This window comes from Acidovorax cavernicola, from assembly GCF_003581445.1.
Genome location: NZ_QXMN01000022.1, coordinates 56,051 through 71,471 on the forward strand (window position 1 = coordinate 56,051; position 15,421 = coordinate 71,471).

A 15,421-nucleotide genomic window follows, 5' to 3' on the forward strand; every position below is an offset into this window, starting at 1 on the left:
TCGGATGGATATATGATTTGAACGCATGAACGTCACGCTTCGCCAACTCCGCGTCTTCCGCTCGGTGGCCGAGGGCCGCAACTTCAGCCGCGCCGGTGACCAGGTGGGCCTGAGCCAGCCGGCGGTGAGCCGGTCGATCTCGGAGCTCGAAGCCCAGCTCGGCCTCAAGCTGCTCGACCGCACCACGCGCGAGGTGGTGCTGACCGACGCCGGCCAGTCGTTCGCGGCCCGGCTCGACCGGGTGCTCGACGAGCTCGACCAGACGCTGCAGGACGTGGCGGGCCTGGCCAGCGCACGCGGCGGCAAGGTGCGCGTGGCGAGCAGCCCCACGCTCTCGGCCAACCTCATGCCCGACTGCATCGCAGCCTGCGCGGTGCAGGCGCCGGGCATCCAGTTCCTGCTGCTCGACCGCATCCAGCAGGACGTGATGGACAGCGTGCGCAGCGGCGAGGTCGATTTCGGCGTGGTGATCGAGCCCTCCGAAGCCGACGACCTGCACTGCGAGTCGATCCTCGACGACCCCTTCATGGTGGTGACGCTGCCCAGCCACCGGCTGGCGCAGAAGGCCGCGGTGAACTGGTCCGCGCTCGACGGTCAGCCGCTCGTCCTGCTCGATCACGCCTCGGGCAGCCGGCGCCTCATCGACCAGGCGCTGGAGCGGCACGGCGCACGCTGCGACGTGAAGCAGCAGCTGGGCCACGCGACCACCGTGTTCCGCATGGTCGAGGCCGGCATCGGCATCAGCGTGATGCCGGGCCTGTCGCTGCCGCCCGAGGGACTGGCGCGGCTGGTGGTGCGTCCGCTGGTGCCGAATGTGCAGCGCGCGATCATGCTGATCCGGCGCCGCAACCGCGAACTGTCGCCGCTCGCGCAGCGGGTCTGGCGCATGGTGCGCGAGACGGCCGCGCTCAGTGAGGCGCCGCCGGCTTCGCCGGCAGCAACGCGCTGAAGAAGCGCTCCTGCCGCTCGCGCACGCAGAAGTCGATCAGGTCCTCGACCTCGGTGGCCTTGTCGAACACCGCGTCGGCGCCGAGTTGCGCGCACTTGCGGCGCGTCTCGGGCGTGGCGTGGTTGCTCAGCACGACGATCTTCTGCATCGGGTCGCGGTTGCGGCAGGCCTCGAGCACCTGAAAGCCGGTGCCGTCGCCCAGGAACAGGTCGACGATGGCCAGGTCCCACAGCGCCGGGTTGTGCGTAAGCCAGCGCGTGCCCTCGGCCTCCGACTCGGCCTGGCCGACCGGATCGACCCGCGCCATCTCGCGCAGCGTGCCCGCCAGGCTGGCGCGCTGGGCGGGGTTGTCTTCGACGATGAAGGCGCGGACGGTGGTCATGGCGGACGGTGTGGAGGTCACTGATGCAGGCTACAAATTGCGCCCGCCACAAGTCGAAGGTGTGACACCCCACCGCGCGTAGGACATCACCCGCTGGCCCGCCCCGTCGGGCTCAGAGCGTGAGGATGGTGCAGCCCGTGGTCTTGCGCGCCTCGAGGTCGCGGTGCGCCTGCTGCACGTCGGCCAGCGCGTAGCGCTGCTCGATCGGGATCGTCACCGCGCCGCTTTGCACCACCGCGAACAGATCGTCGGCCATGGCCTGCGTGCTCTCGCGCGTGGCGATGTGCGTGAACAGCGTCGGGCGCGTCACGTACAGCGAACCCTTCGAAGCCAGCAGGCCGAGGTTGACCGGCGGCACCGGACCCGAGCCGTTGCCGAAGATCGCCAGCAGCCCGAAGGGGCGCAGGCTGTCGACGGAGCCTTCGAAGGTGTCCTTGCCGACCGAGTCGTACACCACCTTCACGCCCTTGCCGCCGGTGATCTCCTTCACGCGCGCCGCGAAGTTCTCGGTGCTGTAGTTGATGGCGTGCGCCGCGCCATGCGCCAGCGCGAGCTTGCACTTGGCATCGCTGCCCGCGGTGCCGATGAGCTGCAGGCCGAGCGCCTTGGCCCACTGGCAGGCGATGAGGCCGACACCGCCGGCCGCCGCGTGGAACAGCACGAAGTCGCCGGGTTGCAGGCCTTCGGCCGGCAGCGTCTTCTTCAGCAGGTACTGGGTGGTGAGGCCCTTGAGCATCATGGCCGCGCCGGTCTCGAAGGAGATGTCGTCGGGCAGCCTGCACACGCACTTGGCAGGCATCACGCGCAGCTCGCAGTAGGCACCAGGCGGCTGGCTCGCGTAGGCGGCGCGGTCGCCGGCCTTCAGGTGCGTCACGCCCTCGCCCACCGCCTCGACGATGCCCGAGGCTTCCATGCCGAGCTGCAGCGGCATCTGGAACGGGTATAGGCCGGTGCGCTGGTAGGTGTCGATGAAGTTCAGGCCCACGGCCTTGTGGCGGATGCGGATCTCGCCGGGGCCGGGCTCGCCCACCTCGACCTCGACGACCTTCAGTTCCTCGGGACCGCCATGGCGATCGATACGGACGGCTTTGCTCAACATCGTTGCTGTCTCCACGCAGGGGGAAAAGGGAAAGGATGGGCATCGTGCCACGTTTGGCCTTTTCGCGACGAGGAACGGGCGGAACGGGCGAAGAGCGGACACTGCGCGGGCCCGGTAGAGTCGGCGGCCATGTCGTCCGCATCGCACCACCGCCTCACGCCCCTCACCGCCCTGCTCCTCACCGTGCCGCCGCTGCTGTGGGCCGGCAATGCGGTGGTCGGCCGGCTGGTGCGCGCGCTGGTGTCGCCACTGACGCTGAACTTCGTGCGCTGGGTGATCGCGTTCGTGCTGCTGCTGCCGCTGGCGGCCTGGGTGCTGCGGCGCGGCAGCCCGCTGTGGGCGCACTGGCGCAATTACGCGCTGCTGGGCCTGCTGGGCATCGGCCTGTACAACGCCTTCCAGTACCTGGCGCTGCAGACCTCCACGCCGATCAACGTCACGCTGGTGGGCTCGAGCCTGCCGCTGTGGATGCTGGCCGTGGGCACGCTGTGCTTCGGCGCGCGCGCCAGCCGGCGCACGGTGGGTGGTGCGCTGCTGTCGATGCTCGGCGTGCTGCTGGTCCTGAGCCGCGGCGAGTGGCAGCAGCTGCTCGCGCTGCGGCTGGTGCCGGGCGATCTCTACATGATCGCGGGCACCATCGCCTGGGCCTTCTACAGCTGGTTGCTGGCGCGCACGCACGAGCCGGCCAACGTGCGCAGCGACTGGGCCGCCTTCCTGATGGCGCAGCTGGTGTTCGGACTCGCGTGGTCGGCCGCGCTGGCCGCCGGCGAATGGACGCTCACCGACGCCCACATCGACCTGGGCTGGCCCCTCGTGGCCGCGCTGCTGTTCATCGGCATCGGCCCCGCCGTGCTGGCCTACCGCTGCTGGGGCACCGGCGTGCAACGCGCGGGCCCGCAGGCGGCGAGCATCTTCATGAACCTCACGCCGCTGTTCGCGGCGGTGCTGTCGGCGGCCTTCCTGGGCGAGGCGCCGCACTGGTACCACGGCGCCGCCTTCGTGCTGATCGTCGGCGGGATCGTGGTGTCGTCGCGGCGCTGAGGACGAAGCGGCCCCTTCAAGCGAACACCGAGGAACCGGCTTTGCCGGGCCTCAGGTGTTGCCCCCGGCAGGGGGTTGGCGAAGCGACACGAAGTGCGCGAAGCCTGGGGGTGAGCTCAATAGGTGCCCGGGTAGGCGCCGCCGTCCGCCAGGACGTTCTGGCCGGTCATGTAGCCGGCCTGCATGCTGCACAGGAACGCGCAGATCGCGCCGAACTCCGCCGGCGTGCCGAAGCGCTTGGCCGGAATGTTCTTCTTGCGTGCTTCCCACACGGTGTCGAAATCCTGGCCCGTCTTCTGCGCCGCGCCGGCCATCGTGCCCTTGAGGCGGTCGGTCTCGAAGGAACCCGGCAGCAGGTTGTTGATGGTCACGCCCTGCGCCGCCACCGAGGTGCGCGCCACGCCGGCCACGAAGCCCGTGAGGCCGCTGCGTGCGCCATTCGACAAACCCAGGATGTCGATCGGCGACTTCACCGAGCTCGACGTGATGTTGACGATGCGACCGAAGCCGCGCTGGGCCATGCCGTCGACCGTGGCCTTGATGAGCTCGATCGGCGTGAGCATGTTGGCGTCGACCGCCTTGATCCACGCTTCGCGGTCCCAGTTGCGGAAGTCGCCGGGCGGCGGGCCGCCGGCGTTGGTGACGACGATGTCGAAGTCGTGGCCCAGTGCGAACACGGCCGCGCGGCCGGCTTCGGTGGTGATGTCGGCGGCCACATGCTTCACGAACGGGCCGGCACTTCCGGCCACGGCGGCCAGTTGCTTGGCCGCCGCGTCGAGCGCCTCGGCGCCGCGCGCCACGATCACCACGTTGACGCCCTCGCGCACCAGCGCCTCGGCGCAGCCGTAGCCCAATCCCTTGCTCGCGCCGCACACCAGCGCGGTCTTGCCTGCAATGCCCAGATCCATGTGTTTGCTCCAGTCGACCGATCGATCGATGCTGCAAGGACGGCTGGTGTGGTGTCCCGCACATAGCTGCGCAGAATGAAATCGATGCGTTTCGCGTCAGGGCAAGGCGCAAACCGCAGCGATACCCGTAGGTATCGCGAGGATTTGCAACGCCGCCCTGGCGTGAAAGGCGCGATTTCATGCGCAGCTATGTGCGGGACACCACACCTACCGTCCCTTGCGTGTGAAAACGAAGATGCCCGCGATGACGAGCACCGTGCCGGCCGCGATCCACGCGGTGAACGGCTCACCCAGTATGACCACCCCCATGAGGATGGTCGACAGGGGCCCGATCATGCCGGTTTGCGCCGCAATGGCGGGGCCGATGCGCTCGATGGCCATCATCACCATGAGGACAGGCACCGCCGTGCACAGCGTGGCGTTGAGCACCGACAGCCAGATCACCTCGGGGGCGACCGTCAGTGCAGCGCTCACCGGCCGCGTGAGCACGAACTGCAGGATGCACAGCACGCAAGCCACGGTGGTGGCCAGGCCCACGAGCCGCAGCGACCCGAGCCGCTTGACGAACTCGCCGCTGTAGACAAGGTAGCCCGCGTAGCTCACCGCGCTCAGGAACACGAGGAACGCGCCCCATGCCGCCGCGCCGCCGCCCTTGCCGTCGCCGCCGGTCCAGAGCTCGTGACCGAACACCAGCAGCACGCCGGCATAGCTCACGACCATGCCGATCACCTGCGGACGCGTCGGGCGGCGCCGGTACAGCAGCCAGCCGAAGAACAGCACCAGCGTGGGGTTGAGGTACAGGATCAGCCGCTCGAAGCTGGCCGAGATGTAGGCCAGCCCTGCAAAGTCGAGAAAGCTCGCGAGGTAGTAGCCCGAGAAACCGAGCCCGAGAATGCCGAGCCAGTCGCGCGTGGTGAGCGAGGGCTTGCCCCGACCGGCCCACCACGCCATCACCGCGAACAGCGGCAGCGCGAAGAGCATGCGCAGCATGATGAGCGTGATGGCGTCGACGCCATAGCGGTACGCGAGCTTGACGATGATGGCCTTGCCGCTGAACGCGATGGCGCCCAGCGTGGCAAGGACGAGGCCGGTGGCGTAGCCCTTGCGCGCGCCCTCGTGTCCGGATGGGGGGATGCCGACCGATGCGGCTGCTTTGTTCATCCCCCGATCATCCCTTGATCCTCAATAGCCTGCAGCGAGGCCGTCGCGGCGCGGGTCGCTCGCGGCCACGTAGCCTTTCACCGAGGGCTCGCCCGCGCGCCAGATGAACTGGCCGGCACCGAAGTCCTGGTAGGAGTCGTTGATCACCTCGAGGTGGTGGCCGAGGTCGCGCAGGCCCTGTACCGTCTCGGCCTTCATCGCGGCCTCGACGTTGATCTCGAGCCCCGCGTTGAAGCGCCAGCGCGGCGCGTCACACGCGGTCTGCGGCGCCTGGCCGTAGTCGAGCATGCGCACCAGCGTCTGCATGTGGCCCTGCGGCTGCATGTTGCCGCCCATCACGCCGAAGCTCATCACCGGCTGGCCGTCCTTCGTGAGGAAGGCCGGGATGATGGTGTGGAACGGGCGCTTGCCCGGCGCCACCACGTTCGGGCTCTCGGCCTTGAGGCTGAAGCCGTGGCCGCGGTTCTGCAGGCTGATGCCGAACTCGGGTTCGACGCAGCCCGAGCCGAAGCCCATGTAGTTGCTCTGGATGAAGCTCACCATCATGCCGCTCTCGTCCGCCGCGGTGAGGTAGATGGTGCCGCCCTTGACCGGGTTGCCGGCCTTGAAGTCCTGCGCCTTCTTGAGGTCGATCAGGCGCGCGCGCGAGGCCAGGTAGGCGTCGTCGAGCATCTGCTCGGTCGTCACTTCCATGGTCTTGCGCTCGGACACGTAGCGGTACACGTCGGCGAAGGCCAGCTTCATGGCCTCGATCTGCAGGTGCTGCGACTGCACCGAGTCGACCGGCAGCGAGGCGATGTCGAACTTCTCGAGGATGCCCAGCGCGATCAGCGCCGCGATGCCCTGGCCGTTCGGCGGAATCTCGTGCAGCGTGTGGCCGCGGTAGTCGCGCGAGATCGGCGTGACCCACTCGGGCTGGTAGGCCGCCATGTCGGCCACGGTGAGCGCACCGCCCTGCTCCTTCGAGAACTTCGCGAGCGCCTCGGCGATCTCGCCGTTGTAGTAGGCCTCGCCCTTGGTGCGGGCGATGGCCTTGAGCGCGCGTGCCGCCGCGGTGAAGCGGAACAGCTCGCCGATCTCGGGCGCGCGGCCCCAGGGCAGGAAGGCCTGGGCAAAGCCCGGCTGCGACTTCAGGATCGGCGTGGCCGCCGCCCACTTGCCCTGCACCACCGGCGGCACGAGGTAGCCGCGCTCGGCGATGTCGATGGCAGGTGCCATCAGGTCGGCGAAGGGCAGCTTGCCGAAGCGGTCGCTCATCGCGACCCAGCCGCGCACCGCGCCCGGCACCGTGACCGAATCGATGCCGCGCATCGGCGGCGTGGCGGCGTCGGCGCCGTACTTGGCCTTGAAGTACTCGGGCGTCCAGGCCTGGGGCGCGGGGCCCGAGGCGTTAAGGCCGTGCAGCTCCTTGCCGTCCCACAGGATGCAGAAGGCGTCGCTGCCCAGGCCGTTGCTCACCGGCTCGACCAGCGTCATCACGGCGGCCGTGGCAATGGCCGCATCGACCGCGTTGCCGCCCTGCTGCAGGATGCGCAGGCCCGCCTGCGCGGCCAGCGGATGCGAGGTGGCCACCACGTTGCGCGCGAAGACGGGCAGGCGGGTCGAGAGGTAGGGGTTGGCGTAATCAAACTTCATACAGTGCTTTCAGGGCGACGTGAACCATTCAAGAACACCGCGGAACCGGCTTTGCCGGGCCGCAGGTGTTGCCCCCGGCAGGGGGTTGGCGAAGCGACACGAAGTGCGCGCAGCCTGGGGGCGAGCCTAATCAGTCATTCGTGATCTTGCGATCTACGACGATCTTTTTCCACTTGGCGGCGTCCACGGCCACCATCTTTGCGAACTGCTCGGGCGTGCCCGCGTTCGCCGGCTCGATGCCCAGGCGGGCGAGCTTGTCCTTCACTTCGGGGTCAGCCAGCGCCTCGTTGGCGGCCTTGTTCACGCGCGCCACGATGTCCGGCGACAGGCCCTTCGGTCCGTAGAAGCCGAACCAGGTGGTCGACTCGAAACCCGGCAGCGTGTCGGCGATGGCCGGCAGCTCGGGAGCCAGCGGGCTGCGCTTGAGCGAAGTCACGCCCAGTGCGCGCAGCCGGCCGTCACGCACGTGCGGCATACCGGTGGGCAGCGAGTCGAACAGCACGTCGACCTTGCCGCTGATGAGATCGGGCACCGCGAGCGCCGTGCCGCGGTAGGGAATGTGCGTGACGAACACGCCGGCCTGCGCCTTGAACAGCTCGGCCGTGAGCTGCACGATGGTGCCGTTGCCGCTCGATGCGTAGTTGAGCTTGCCGGGGTTCTTCTTCGCGTGGTCGATCCACTCGCGCACCGTCTTGGCGGGGGAGTTGACCGGCACCAGCATGATGCTCGGCGCATCGCCCACGTGGGCGATGGGCGCGAAGTCGCGCACCGTGTCGTAGGGCAGCTTCGGCGTGATGGCCGGGCCGATGGCGTGCGTGCTCGTGGTCGCGAGCAACAGCGTGTAGCCGTCGGGCGGCGCCTTGGCCGCGAGGTCGGAGCCGATGGCACCGCCAGCACCAGGCTTGTTGTCCACCACCAGCGTGCCGCCGAGCTTCTCGCTCATCTTCTGCCCCAGCGTGCGGGCGAAGAGGTCGGTGGCACCGGCCGCCGGGAACGGCACGATCAGGCGGATCGGACGGTTCGGATAGTTCTGGGCCAGTGCGGGCGCCGCGGCCAGCACCAGCGCAGCCGCGGCAAGCGCGGCGCGGGTGGTTCGTTTCATGAAATTCATTGTGTGCGAGGTGGTGTGTCGGGAGCGCGCCTTGTCCGACGTGGCCGCAGGATTGGACACGCGGGGCATTGAAAAGGGAAATGGATTTATCGGATAGATATATGAATCCATCGCATCAATCGTGCCACGGCCATCGCGCGGCGCAGCGCGTCGCGCGCCGCCCATCAGAAATAGCGATGGCTTCGCATCAGCAAACGGTATTTCCTCCCGGGCGGCCTGCCGCTCGATAGTCGCGCCAGTCCACTCGAACACAGAAGTGGCGCACAGGAGACCTCCCCTTGAATTTCTTTCCCTTCGGGGGCGCTCATGTCAGCGCCCCAGGCTTCGACTCGCGCGCGATGCGGATGAAGCGGCACCCGCTCGCCCTCGCCATGCTGGCCATTGCCGGCGCGGCGTCGGCGCAGTCCTCGGTGACGCTTTTCGGCGTGGTGGACGCGGGCGTCAGTCACTTCGAGACCGTCAGCGAATACCGCCCGACGTTCGATCCGCGACGCCCTTCCGCCGCCTGGCTTGCGGCCGCCGTGCCGAGGGTGACGCAAAGCCAGACCACGCTGTCACGCGGCGGCTACCGCGGCAGCAGCCTGGGCTTTCGGGGCACGGAGGACCTGGGCGGCGGCCTGGCAGCGAGCTTCTGGCTGGAGTCGAACATCAGCAACGACGACGGCAAGACAGGCCTTGCGGCTTTTGCCAAGCGCTCCACGGTGAGTCTGTCGGGTGGCTTCGGCGAAGTGCGGCTGGGCCGCGACTACACGCCGATCTTCCGCAACGACTCGCTGGCCGACCCGTTCGCCATCCAGGGCGTCGGCCTCTCGGTGATGGCTCGGGTTCAAAGCGCCTCCTCCACCCTGCTCGGCGGTGCACCGGCCGGCGTCGCCGCCGGCGACAACTACGCGCGTGCCAGCAACAGCATCGGCTACTTCCTGCCGCCGGATCTCGGCGGCTTCTACGGGCAGGTCCAGTACGCCTTGCCCGAGAACATCCGCTACAGCCCGGACCTCACGCCGACGAACGAACGCGGGCGCTACATGGGTGGCCGCTTCGGCTACGCGAAGGGACCGCTCAACGTGGCACTGGCACTCGGCGAAGACAACAAGGACCGCCTGCCCTCGGGTGCCACGGCCAAGCCGCCCCTCGATGCCGGTGGCGACGACCGGCTGAAGACCGTCAGCCTGAGCGCCACCTACGACTTCGGCCCGGTCAAGCTGCTGGGCGAGCTGTCGCAGCTGCGGCACCGGCGCGCGCAGGCACAGCCCTGGGCACCGGAGCGCACCGACAAATACAACGGCTACCTCGTGGGCGCCACGGTGCCCGTGGGCGCCGGGCTCATTCGCGCCTCTTTCGGTCGCGTGAAGTACCGGGCCGACGACACCGGCCTGCCAAGCGACGCGGCGCAGAGTGCCAGCGCCAGCCAATGGGCGCTGGGTTATGTGCACCACCTGTCCCGCCGCACGGCGCTGTACGCCACGTTCGCGCGCGTTCGCATCAAGAACGGGCAGAACGACAAGGCCATCGGCTCCGTGACGAGCGGCAGCGACGCGCCCTATCCAGGCTACCTGGCTGCCAGCGGCTGGCGCCCGCGCAGTGCCATGGGCTACGACTTCGGCATCCGGCACATCTTCTGACCCTGGTTCCCCATCCCTGCCTTCATTCCATGTTGACCCACGCACCCACCCTTGCCCTTCGCTCATTGGCCGCGGCCGCATTCCTCGCCTTCGGCGCTGGCGCGCAGGCCCAACCCGTCGCGTCGGCGCAGGCCCCGGCAATCATGTCGCTCGTCGAGAGCATGTACCCCCGGCTCGACACCCTCTACAAGGACCTGCACGCCCACCCCGAACTCGCATTCAAGGAAACGCGCACCGCCGCCAAGCTGGCCGCCGAGATGCGCGCCATCGGCTTCGAGGTGACCGAGAAGGTCGGCGGCACGGGCGTCGTCGCGCTCTACCGCAACGGCCCCGGACCGGTCGTCATGGTGCGCACCGACATGGACGGCCTGCCGATGGAAGAGAAGACCGGTCTGCCCTACGCCAGCCAGGCCCGCACCGACTGGGGCGGTCGGGACAGCTTCGTGGCCCACAGCTGTGGCCACGACATCCACATGGCCAGTTGGCTCGGCACCGCACGCGCACTGGTCGCGCTCAAGGACCAATGGAAGGGCACGCTGATGTTCATCGGCCAGCCCGCCGAAGAAACCGTGTCGGGCGCCAAGGCGATGCTCGCGGACGGACTGTTCACGCGGTTTCCCAAGCCCGACGCCGCGTTCGCGCTGCACACGGCACCCACGCCGCACGGCACCGTCGGCTACGGCATCGGCATCAGCAGTTCCAACTCCGATGCGCTGGAGATCGTCTTCAGGGGACGCGGCGGCCACGGCTCGCGGCCGCACACGACCATCGACCCGATCGTGATCGCCGCGCGTTTCGTGACGGACGTGCAGACCGTGGTGAGCCGCGAAAAAGACCCGGCCGAGTTCGGCGTCGTGACCATCGGCGCCATCCAGGGCGGCACCGCCGGCAACATCATTCCCGACACGGTCACACTGCGCGGCACCATCCGCTCCTACAAGCCGCAGGTGCGCGACAAGCTGCTGGACGGCGTGCGCCGCATGGCGATGGCCGCCGCCACCACGAGCGGCGCGCCCGAACCCGTGGTCAAGCTGGTGCCGGGCGGAGAAGCCCTGGTCAACGACGAAGCCGTCGTGACCCGCGCAGCCACCGCCCTCAAGCAGGCGCTGGGCGCGGCGCACGTCGTCCAGACCACTGCGCCATCGACAGGCAGCGAAGACTTCTCGGCCTTCATCAACGCCGGCGTGCCGTCGATGTATTTCACGATCGGCGTGCTCGATGCGCGCGACATCGCGGCCTCCGCCCAGCCCGGCGGCAAGCCGCTCGCGCGCAACCATTCGCCTTTCTTCGCACCCGTGCCGGAGCCGTCGATCAAGACCGGCGTGCATGCGATGACCGTCGCGGTGCTCAGCGCGTTGGCCAGCAAATAAGGGCCAGGCATCCCTCCAAAGAAAAACGGCGCCCGAGGGCGCCGTTTCTACTTGCAGGCCAGGGCCGTCGATCAGTCTTCGACGAAGGCCTCTTCGCGCTTGGACTTCACGGCAGGAAGCAGCACGATGATCAGCAGCAGCGCTGCAGCGATCAGCAGGCCGGCCGAGATCGGACGCGTGACGAACACGCTCCAGTCGCCGCGCGACAGCAGCAGCGAACGGCGCAGGTTCTCTTCCATCATCGGCCCCAGGATAAAGCCCAGCAGCAACGGCGCGGGTTCGCAGCCGAGCTTGAAGAAGGTGTAGCCCACGAAGCCGAACACGCCCACCATCCAGATGTCCCAGGTGTTGTTGTTGGTCGAGTACACGCCGATCGCGCAGAACAGCACGATCGCCGGGAACAGGAACTTGTAGGGCACCGACAGCAGCTTGATCCACATGCCGATCAGCGGCAGGTTCAGGATCACCAGCATCGCGTTGCCGAGCCACATCGAGGCGATCAGGCCCCAGAAGAGCTCCGGGTTGCTGGTCATCACCTGCGGGCCGGGCTGGATGTTGTGGATCGTCATCGCACCCACCATCAGCGCCATCACCGCGTTGGGCGGAATGCCCAGCGTCAGCAGCGGAATGAAGGAGGTCTGCGCACCGGCGTTGTTGGCAGCTTCAGGCGCGGCCACGCCGCGGATGTTGCCCTTGCCGAAGGGCACTTCGCCCGGATGCAGCTTGGTCTTCTTCTCGATGGTGTAGGCCGCGAAGGCCGACAGCAGCGCGCCGCCACCGGGCAGGATGCCCAGCGACGAACCCAGCGCGGTGCCGCGCAGCACGGCGGGCAGCATGCGCTTGAAGTCTTCCTTGGTCGGGAACAGGCCCGAGACCTTGGCGGTGAAGATTTCGCGCTCTTCGTCCGGACGCGACAGGTTGGCAATGATTTCGCCGTAACCGAACACGCCCATGGCGATGGCCACGAAGCCGATGCCGTCGGTGAGTTCAGGCACGTCGAAGCTGAAGCGCGCCACGCCCGAGTTCACGTCGGTGCCCACCAGACCCAGCAGCAGGCCCAGCACGATCATCGCGATCGCCTTGAGCAGCGAACCCGAAGCCAGCACCACGGCGCCGATCAGGCCCAGGATCATCAGCGAGAAGTATTCGGCGGGGCCGAACTTGAAGGCCAGTTCGGTCAGCGGCGGCGCGAAGGCCGCAAGAATCAAGGTGCCGACGCAACCTGCGAAGAACGAGCCCAGGCCGGCCGCGGCGAGCGCCGGACCTGCGCGGCCCTTGCGCGCCATCTGGTAGCCGTCGATCACGGTCACCACCGACGACGATTCGCCCGGCAGGTTCACCAGAATCGCGGTGGTCGAGCCACCGTATTGCGCGCCGTAGTAGATGCCGGCCAGCATGATCAGCGCCGACACAGGCGGCAGCGCGTACGTGGCGGGCAGCAGCATCGCGATCGTCGCGACGGGGCCGATGCCCGGCAGCACGCCGATCAGCGTGCCCAGGATACAGCCGACCAGGCAGTACAGCAGGTTCGTGAAGGTGAAGGCAACGCCAAAACCCAGCGAGAGGTGTTCAAACAGTTCCATGGTGTGAGCAGCTTTCTTCTTCTCAACCGGTGATGAAGGTCGGCCAGACCTGGATCTGCAGCTTGAGCGCCCAGATGAATGCGACGTAGCTGCCAACGGCCAGGATGGTGGCAAGCACCAGCACGGTGGGCAGCTTGAACTCGTGGCCGGCGAGGCTCGAGATGATCACGAGCGCGTAGATCGCGATGATCATGCCCATGGCCGGAATGCCGAAGCTCGGCAGGCCGCCCAGCAGGATGCCGAATGCGAGGTTGGCGCCCAGGATGAACACCACCTGCTTCCAGGCCCACTTGCCGATCTTTTCGCCGTCGGTCGTTTCAACGGTCAGGCCGCTGAACATGATCCCCAGGCCGATGAGGGCCATCAGGATGCCGAGCATCAGCGGGAAGTACCCCGGGCCCATGCGGGCGCCGCTGCCCACGCTGTAGGTGGTGGCGCCCCATGCGAACGCCACGCCCACGACGGTGAACATCAGTCCCGAGAAAAAGTCTTTCTGACTTTTGATTTTCACGAACAGTCTCCTCGAACAATTTCGATGCGGGATTGTCGAGTCAGCCTCCGGTCAGGCTGATGTGGATTCCACTAACCGCAGGGCTAGGGATAACCCGAAATAGTTCATGCCTAACCCCCAGGCTGCGCGCACTTCGTGTCGCTTCGCCAACCCCCTTGCAGGGGGCAACACCAGTGGCCCGGCCAAGCCGGTTCCACGGCGTTTCTGGAAAGAAAGGACGGCGCGCTGTGCGCGCCTTCATCGCGTCACTCGAGCGGAGGCGTGGCGCTGAGCACTTCTTCGATGGTTGTCACACCTTCGGCCACGCGCAGCGCGCCGGCCAGGCGCAGCGGCCGCATGCCGTCGATCACGGCCTGGCGCCGCAGGCCCGTGAGGTTGGGCTCCTTGGTGACCTGCTCCTTGAACGGCTCGGTCACGCTCAGCAGTTCGTACAGGCCCATGCGCCCCATGTAGCCCGTCATGCGGCAATCGACGCAGCCCACCGGCTTGTAGGCGCGCACCGGGCCGGTGATCTGCCAGGGCTTGACGATGGCCTCGAGGCTTTCACGCGTGACCGCGTCGTCGGGCTGCTTGCAATGCGGGCACAGCGTGCGCACCAGCCGCTGCGCGAGCACGCCCAGCATCACCGCGGTGATCAGGTACGAGGGCACGCCCAGTTCCATCAGCCGCGTGATGGCGCTGGGCGCATCGTTGGTGTGCAGCGTGCTGAACACGAGGTGGCCGGTGAGCGCGGCCTGCACCGCCATTTCGGCGGTGGCGAGGTCGCGGATTTCGCCGACCATGATGATGTCCGGGTCCTGCCGCATCAGCGCGCGCAGGCCCTCGGTGAAACCGAAATCGAGCTGCGGTTGCACCTGCGTCTGGTTGAACGACGGCTCGATCATTTCGATCGGGTCTTCCACCGTGCTCACGTTGACCTCTTCGGTCGCCACGCGCTTGAGCGTGGAGTACAACGTGGTGGTCTTGCCCGAGCCTGTGGGTCCGGTCACCAGGATGATGCCGTTGGGCCGCGTGACGAGCTGCTCCCAGCGCTGCGCGTCGTGCTGCGCGAAGCCCAGCGCGTCGAGGTCCTTCACGGCCGTGTCGGGGTCGAAGATGCGCATCACCATCTTCTCGCCGAAGGCGGTCGGCAAGGTCGACAGGCGCATTTCGACTTCGTCGCCGCGCATGTTGCGGGTCTTGATGCGGCCGTCGAGCGGGCGGCGCTTCTCGACCACGTCCATGCGGCCCAGCAGCTTGATGCGCGCGACCATCGCGTTCATCACGCCCATCGGCATTTGATACGCGGGATGCAGGATGCCGTCGATGCGAAAGCGGATCACGCCCTGCTCGCGCCGGGGCTCCAGGTGAATGTCGCTGGCGCGCTGGTCGAAGGCGTACTGCCACAGCCAGTCGACCACCTGCACCACGCTCTGGTCGTTGGCATCGAGCTGCTTGTTGCTCTTGCCGAGCTCCACCAGCTGCTCGAAGCTCGCACCGCCGGTGTTGCCGCCGGCTTTCTGCGCCGCGCGCACCGACTTGGCGAGCGCGAAGAATTCCGCCGTGTAGCGCTGGATGTCGGCCGGGTTGGCGACCACGCGGCGCACGGTGCGCTTGGACTGGCGCTCGACTTCCGCGATCCAGTCGGTGAGAAAGGGCTCGGCCGTGGCCACCACCACCTCGCCGCCCAGCACCTGCACCGGCAGCACCTTGTGGCGCTCGGCGTAAGCGGCGCTCATGGTGTCGGCCACCTTGCCCACGTCGACCTTGAGCGGATCGATGCGCAGGTAGGTCAGGCCGGCGCGGCCGGCGAGCCACTGCGTGAGCGATTCGAGGTCGAGCGGCTTGCCGTCGGCCTCGCGTGTCATGGCCACGTTGGCCAGGCGCACCAGCGGCGCCTGCCGGCTCTCGGCCTGGGCACAGCGCGCGATGGTGCGCTTGGCCTCCATCGGCGAGATCACGCCGTCGGTGGCGAGCCATTCGATCAGGCGACGCAGGTCGAGCGGCCCTTCGTGGCGGGCGGCGGAGGCGGAAGCAGCGGCGGGTACAGCGCTCATGAACCGGAGGTCA

Annotated in this window: 13 protein-coding genes; 4 read left to right on the forward strand and 9 right to left on the reverse strand. The window is 68.0% G+C overall.

Annotated features, from left to right (window positions below):
• Positions 1–25 precede the first annotated feature (25 nt).
• Complete coding sequence (locus tag D3H34_RS17880; protein ID WP_119555365.1) at positions 26–949, forward strand: LysR family transcriptional regulator; 924 nt, start codon at positions 26–28, stop codon at positions 947–949.
• Here the strand turns inward: D3H34_RS17880 and D3H34_RS17885 are convergent.
• Both D3H34_RS17885 and D3H34_RS17890 read right to left on the reverse strand, forming a co-directional pair.
• Complete coding sequence (locus D3H34_RS17885; protein WP_119555367.1) at positions 909–1,331, reverse strand: response regulator; 423 nt, start codon at positions 1,329–1,331, stop codon at positions 909–911. The two genes, D3H34_RS17880 and D3H34_RS17885, sit on opposite strands and share 41 nt — an antisense overlap.
• Before the next feature lie 112 nt (positions 1,332–1,443).
• Positions 1,444–2,430, reverse strand: coding sequence for a quinone oxidoreductase family protein (locus D3H34_RS17890; protein ID WP_119555369.1), 987 nt, complete (start codon positions 2,428–2,430; stop codon positions 1,444–1,446).
• Between the two features lie 129 nt (positions 2,431–2,559).
• On the opposite strand from D3H34_RS17890, the gene D3H34_RS17895 reads away from it, so the two are divergent.
• Positions 2,560–3,471 carry a DMT family transporter gene (locus tag D3H34_RS17895; protein ID WP_119555371.1) on the forward strand — a complete coding sequence of 304 codons (912 nt, stop codon included), beginning with the start codon at positions 2,560–2,562 and terminating at the stop codon, positions 3,469–3,471.
• A gap of 116 nt (positions 3,472–3,587) precedes the next feature.
• On the opposite strand, the gene D3H34_RS17900 is transcribed toward D3H34_RS17895, so the two are convergent.
• The 4 genes from D3H34_RS17900 to D3H34_RS17915 all read right to left on the reverse strand — a co-directional run bounded on the left by D3H34_RS17900 (position 3,588) and on the right by D3H34_RS17915 (position 8,277).
• Positions 3,588–4,379, reverse strand: a complete 792-nt coding sequence (locus D3H34_RS17900; protein ID WP_119555373.1) for an SDR family oxidoreductase — start codon at positions 4,377–4,379, stop codon at positions 3,588–3,590.
• Positions 4,380–4,586: 207 nt separating this feature from the next.
• Positions 4,587–5,540: a DMT family transporter gene (locus tag D3H34_RS17905; protein ID WP_119555375.1), complete on the reverse strand. Its 954-nt coding sequence runs from the start codon at positions 5,538–5,540 to the stop codon at positions 4,587–4,589.
• Between the two features lie 21 nt (positions 5,541–5,561).
• Complete coding sequence (locus D3H34_RS17910; RefSeq protein WP_119555377.1) at positions 5,562–7,175, reverse strand: gamma-glutamyltransferase family protein; 1,614 nt, start codon at positions 7,173–7,175, stop codon at positions 5,562–5,564.
• Positions 7,176–7,305: 130 nt separating this feature from the next.
• Positions 7,306–8,277, reverse strand: a complete 972-nt coding sequence (locus D3H34_RS17915) for a Bug family tripartite tricarboxylate transporter substrate binding protein (protein WP_119555378.1) — start codon at positions 8,275–8,277, stop codon at positions 7,306–7,308.
• A 353-nt stretch (positions 8,278–8,630) separates the two neighbouring features.
• Here D3H34_RS17915 and D3H34_RS17920 point away from each other — a divergent pair, with 353 nt between their 5' ends.
• Both D3H34_RS17920 and D3H34_RS17925 read left to right on the forward strand, forming a co-directional pair.
• Entirely contained in the window at positions 8,631–9,908 is a 1,278-nt protein-coding gene (locus D3H34_RS17920; RefSeq protein WP_119555462.1) for a porin, read from the forward strand.
• A gap of 29 nt (positions 9,909–9,937) precedes the next feature.
• Positions 9,938–11,278 (forward strand): amidohydrolase, encoded by a 1,341-nt coding sequence (locus D3H34_RS17925; RefSeq protein WP_119555380.1) that lies wholly within the window; start codon positions 9,938–9,940, stop codon positions 11,276–11,278.
• A gap of 71 nt (positions 11,279–11,349) precedes the next feature.
• Here the strand turns inward: D3H34_RS17925 and D3H34_RS17930 are convergent, their stop codons facing one another.
• From D3H34_RS17930 to tfpB, 3 genes are all read right to left on the reverse strand, one after another.
• Complete coding sequence (locus tag D3H34_RS17930; RefSeq protein WP_119555382.1) at positions 11,350–12,861, reverse strand: tripartite tricarboxylate transporter permease; 1,512 nt, start codon at positions 12,859–12,861, stop codon at positions 11,350–11,352.
• A gap of 22 nt (positions 12,862–12,883) precedes the next feature.
• Positions 12,884–13,372, reverse strand: coding sequence for a tripartite tricarboxylate transporter TctB family protein (locus D3H34_RS17935; RefSeq protein ID WP_119555384.1), 489 nt, complete (start codon positions 13,370–13,372; stop codon positions 12,884–12,886).
• A 245-nt stretch (positions 13,373–13,617) separates the two neighbouring features.
• Positions 13,618–15,408, reverse strand: a complete 1,791-nt coding sequence (gene tfpB, locus D3H34_RS17945) for a type IV pilus assembly ATPase TfpB (RefSeq protein WP_119555386.1) — start codon at positions 15,406–15,408, stop codon at positions 13,618–13,620.
• Positions 15,409–15,421 lie beyond the last annotated feature (13 nt).

Bases quoted from the DNA above. Each gene is read 5' to 3' on its own strand.
- D3H34_RS17880 (WP_119555365.1), top strand. From the start codon at position 26: ATGAACGTCACGCTTCGCCAACTCCGCGTCTTCCGCTCGGTGGCCGAG.
- D3H34_RS17905 (WP_119555375.1), bottom strand. From the start codon at position 5,540: ATGAACAAAGCAGCCGCATCGGTCGGCATCCCCCCATCCGGACACGAG.
- D3H34_RS17915 (WP_119555378.1), bottom strand. From the start codon at position 8,277: ATGAAACGAACCACCCGCGCCGCGCTTGCCGCGGCTGCGCTGGTGCTG.
- D3H34_RS17925 (WP_119555380.1), top strand. From the start codon at position 9,938: ATGTTGACCCACGCACCCACCCTTGCCCTTCGCTCATTGGCCGCGGCC.
- D3H34_RS17900 (WP_119555373.1), bottom strand. From the start codon at position 4,379: ATGGATCTGGGCATTGCAGGCAAGACCGCGCTGGTGTGCGGCGCGAGC.
- D3H34_RS17920 (WP_119555462.1), top strand. From the start codon at position 8,631: ATGAAGCGGCACCCGCTCGCCCTCGCCATGCTGGCCATTGCCGGCGCG.
- D3H34_RS17910 (WP_119555377.1), bottom strand. From the start codon at position 7,175: ATGAAGTTTGATTACGCCAACCCCTACCTCTCGACCCGCCTGCCCGTC.
- D3H34_RS17895 (WP_119555371.1), top strand. From the start codon at position 2,560: ATGTCGTCCGCATCGCACCACCGCCTCACGCCCCTCACCGCCCTGCTC.
- D3H34_RS17890 (WP_119555369.1), bottom strand. From the start codon at position 2,430: ATGTTGAGCAAAGCCGTCCGTATCGATCGCCATGGCGGTCCCGAGGAA.
- D3H34_RS17930 (WP_119555382.1), bottom strand. From the start codon at position 12,861: ATGGAACTGTTTGAACACCTCTCGCTGGGTTTTGGCGTTGCCTTCACC.
- D3H34_RS17885 (WP_119555367.1), bottom strand. From the start codon at position 1,331: ATGACCACCGTCCGCGCCTTCATCGTCGAAGACAACCCCGCCCAGCGC.
- tfpB (WP_119555386.1), bottom strand. From the start codon at position 15,408: ATGAGCGCTGTACCCGCCGCTGCTTCCGCCTCCGCCGCCCGCCACGAA.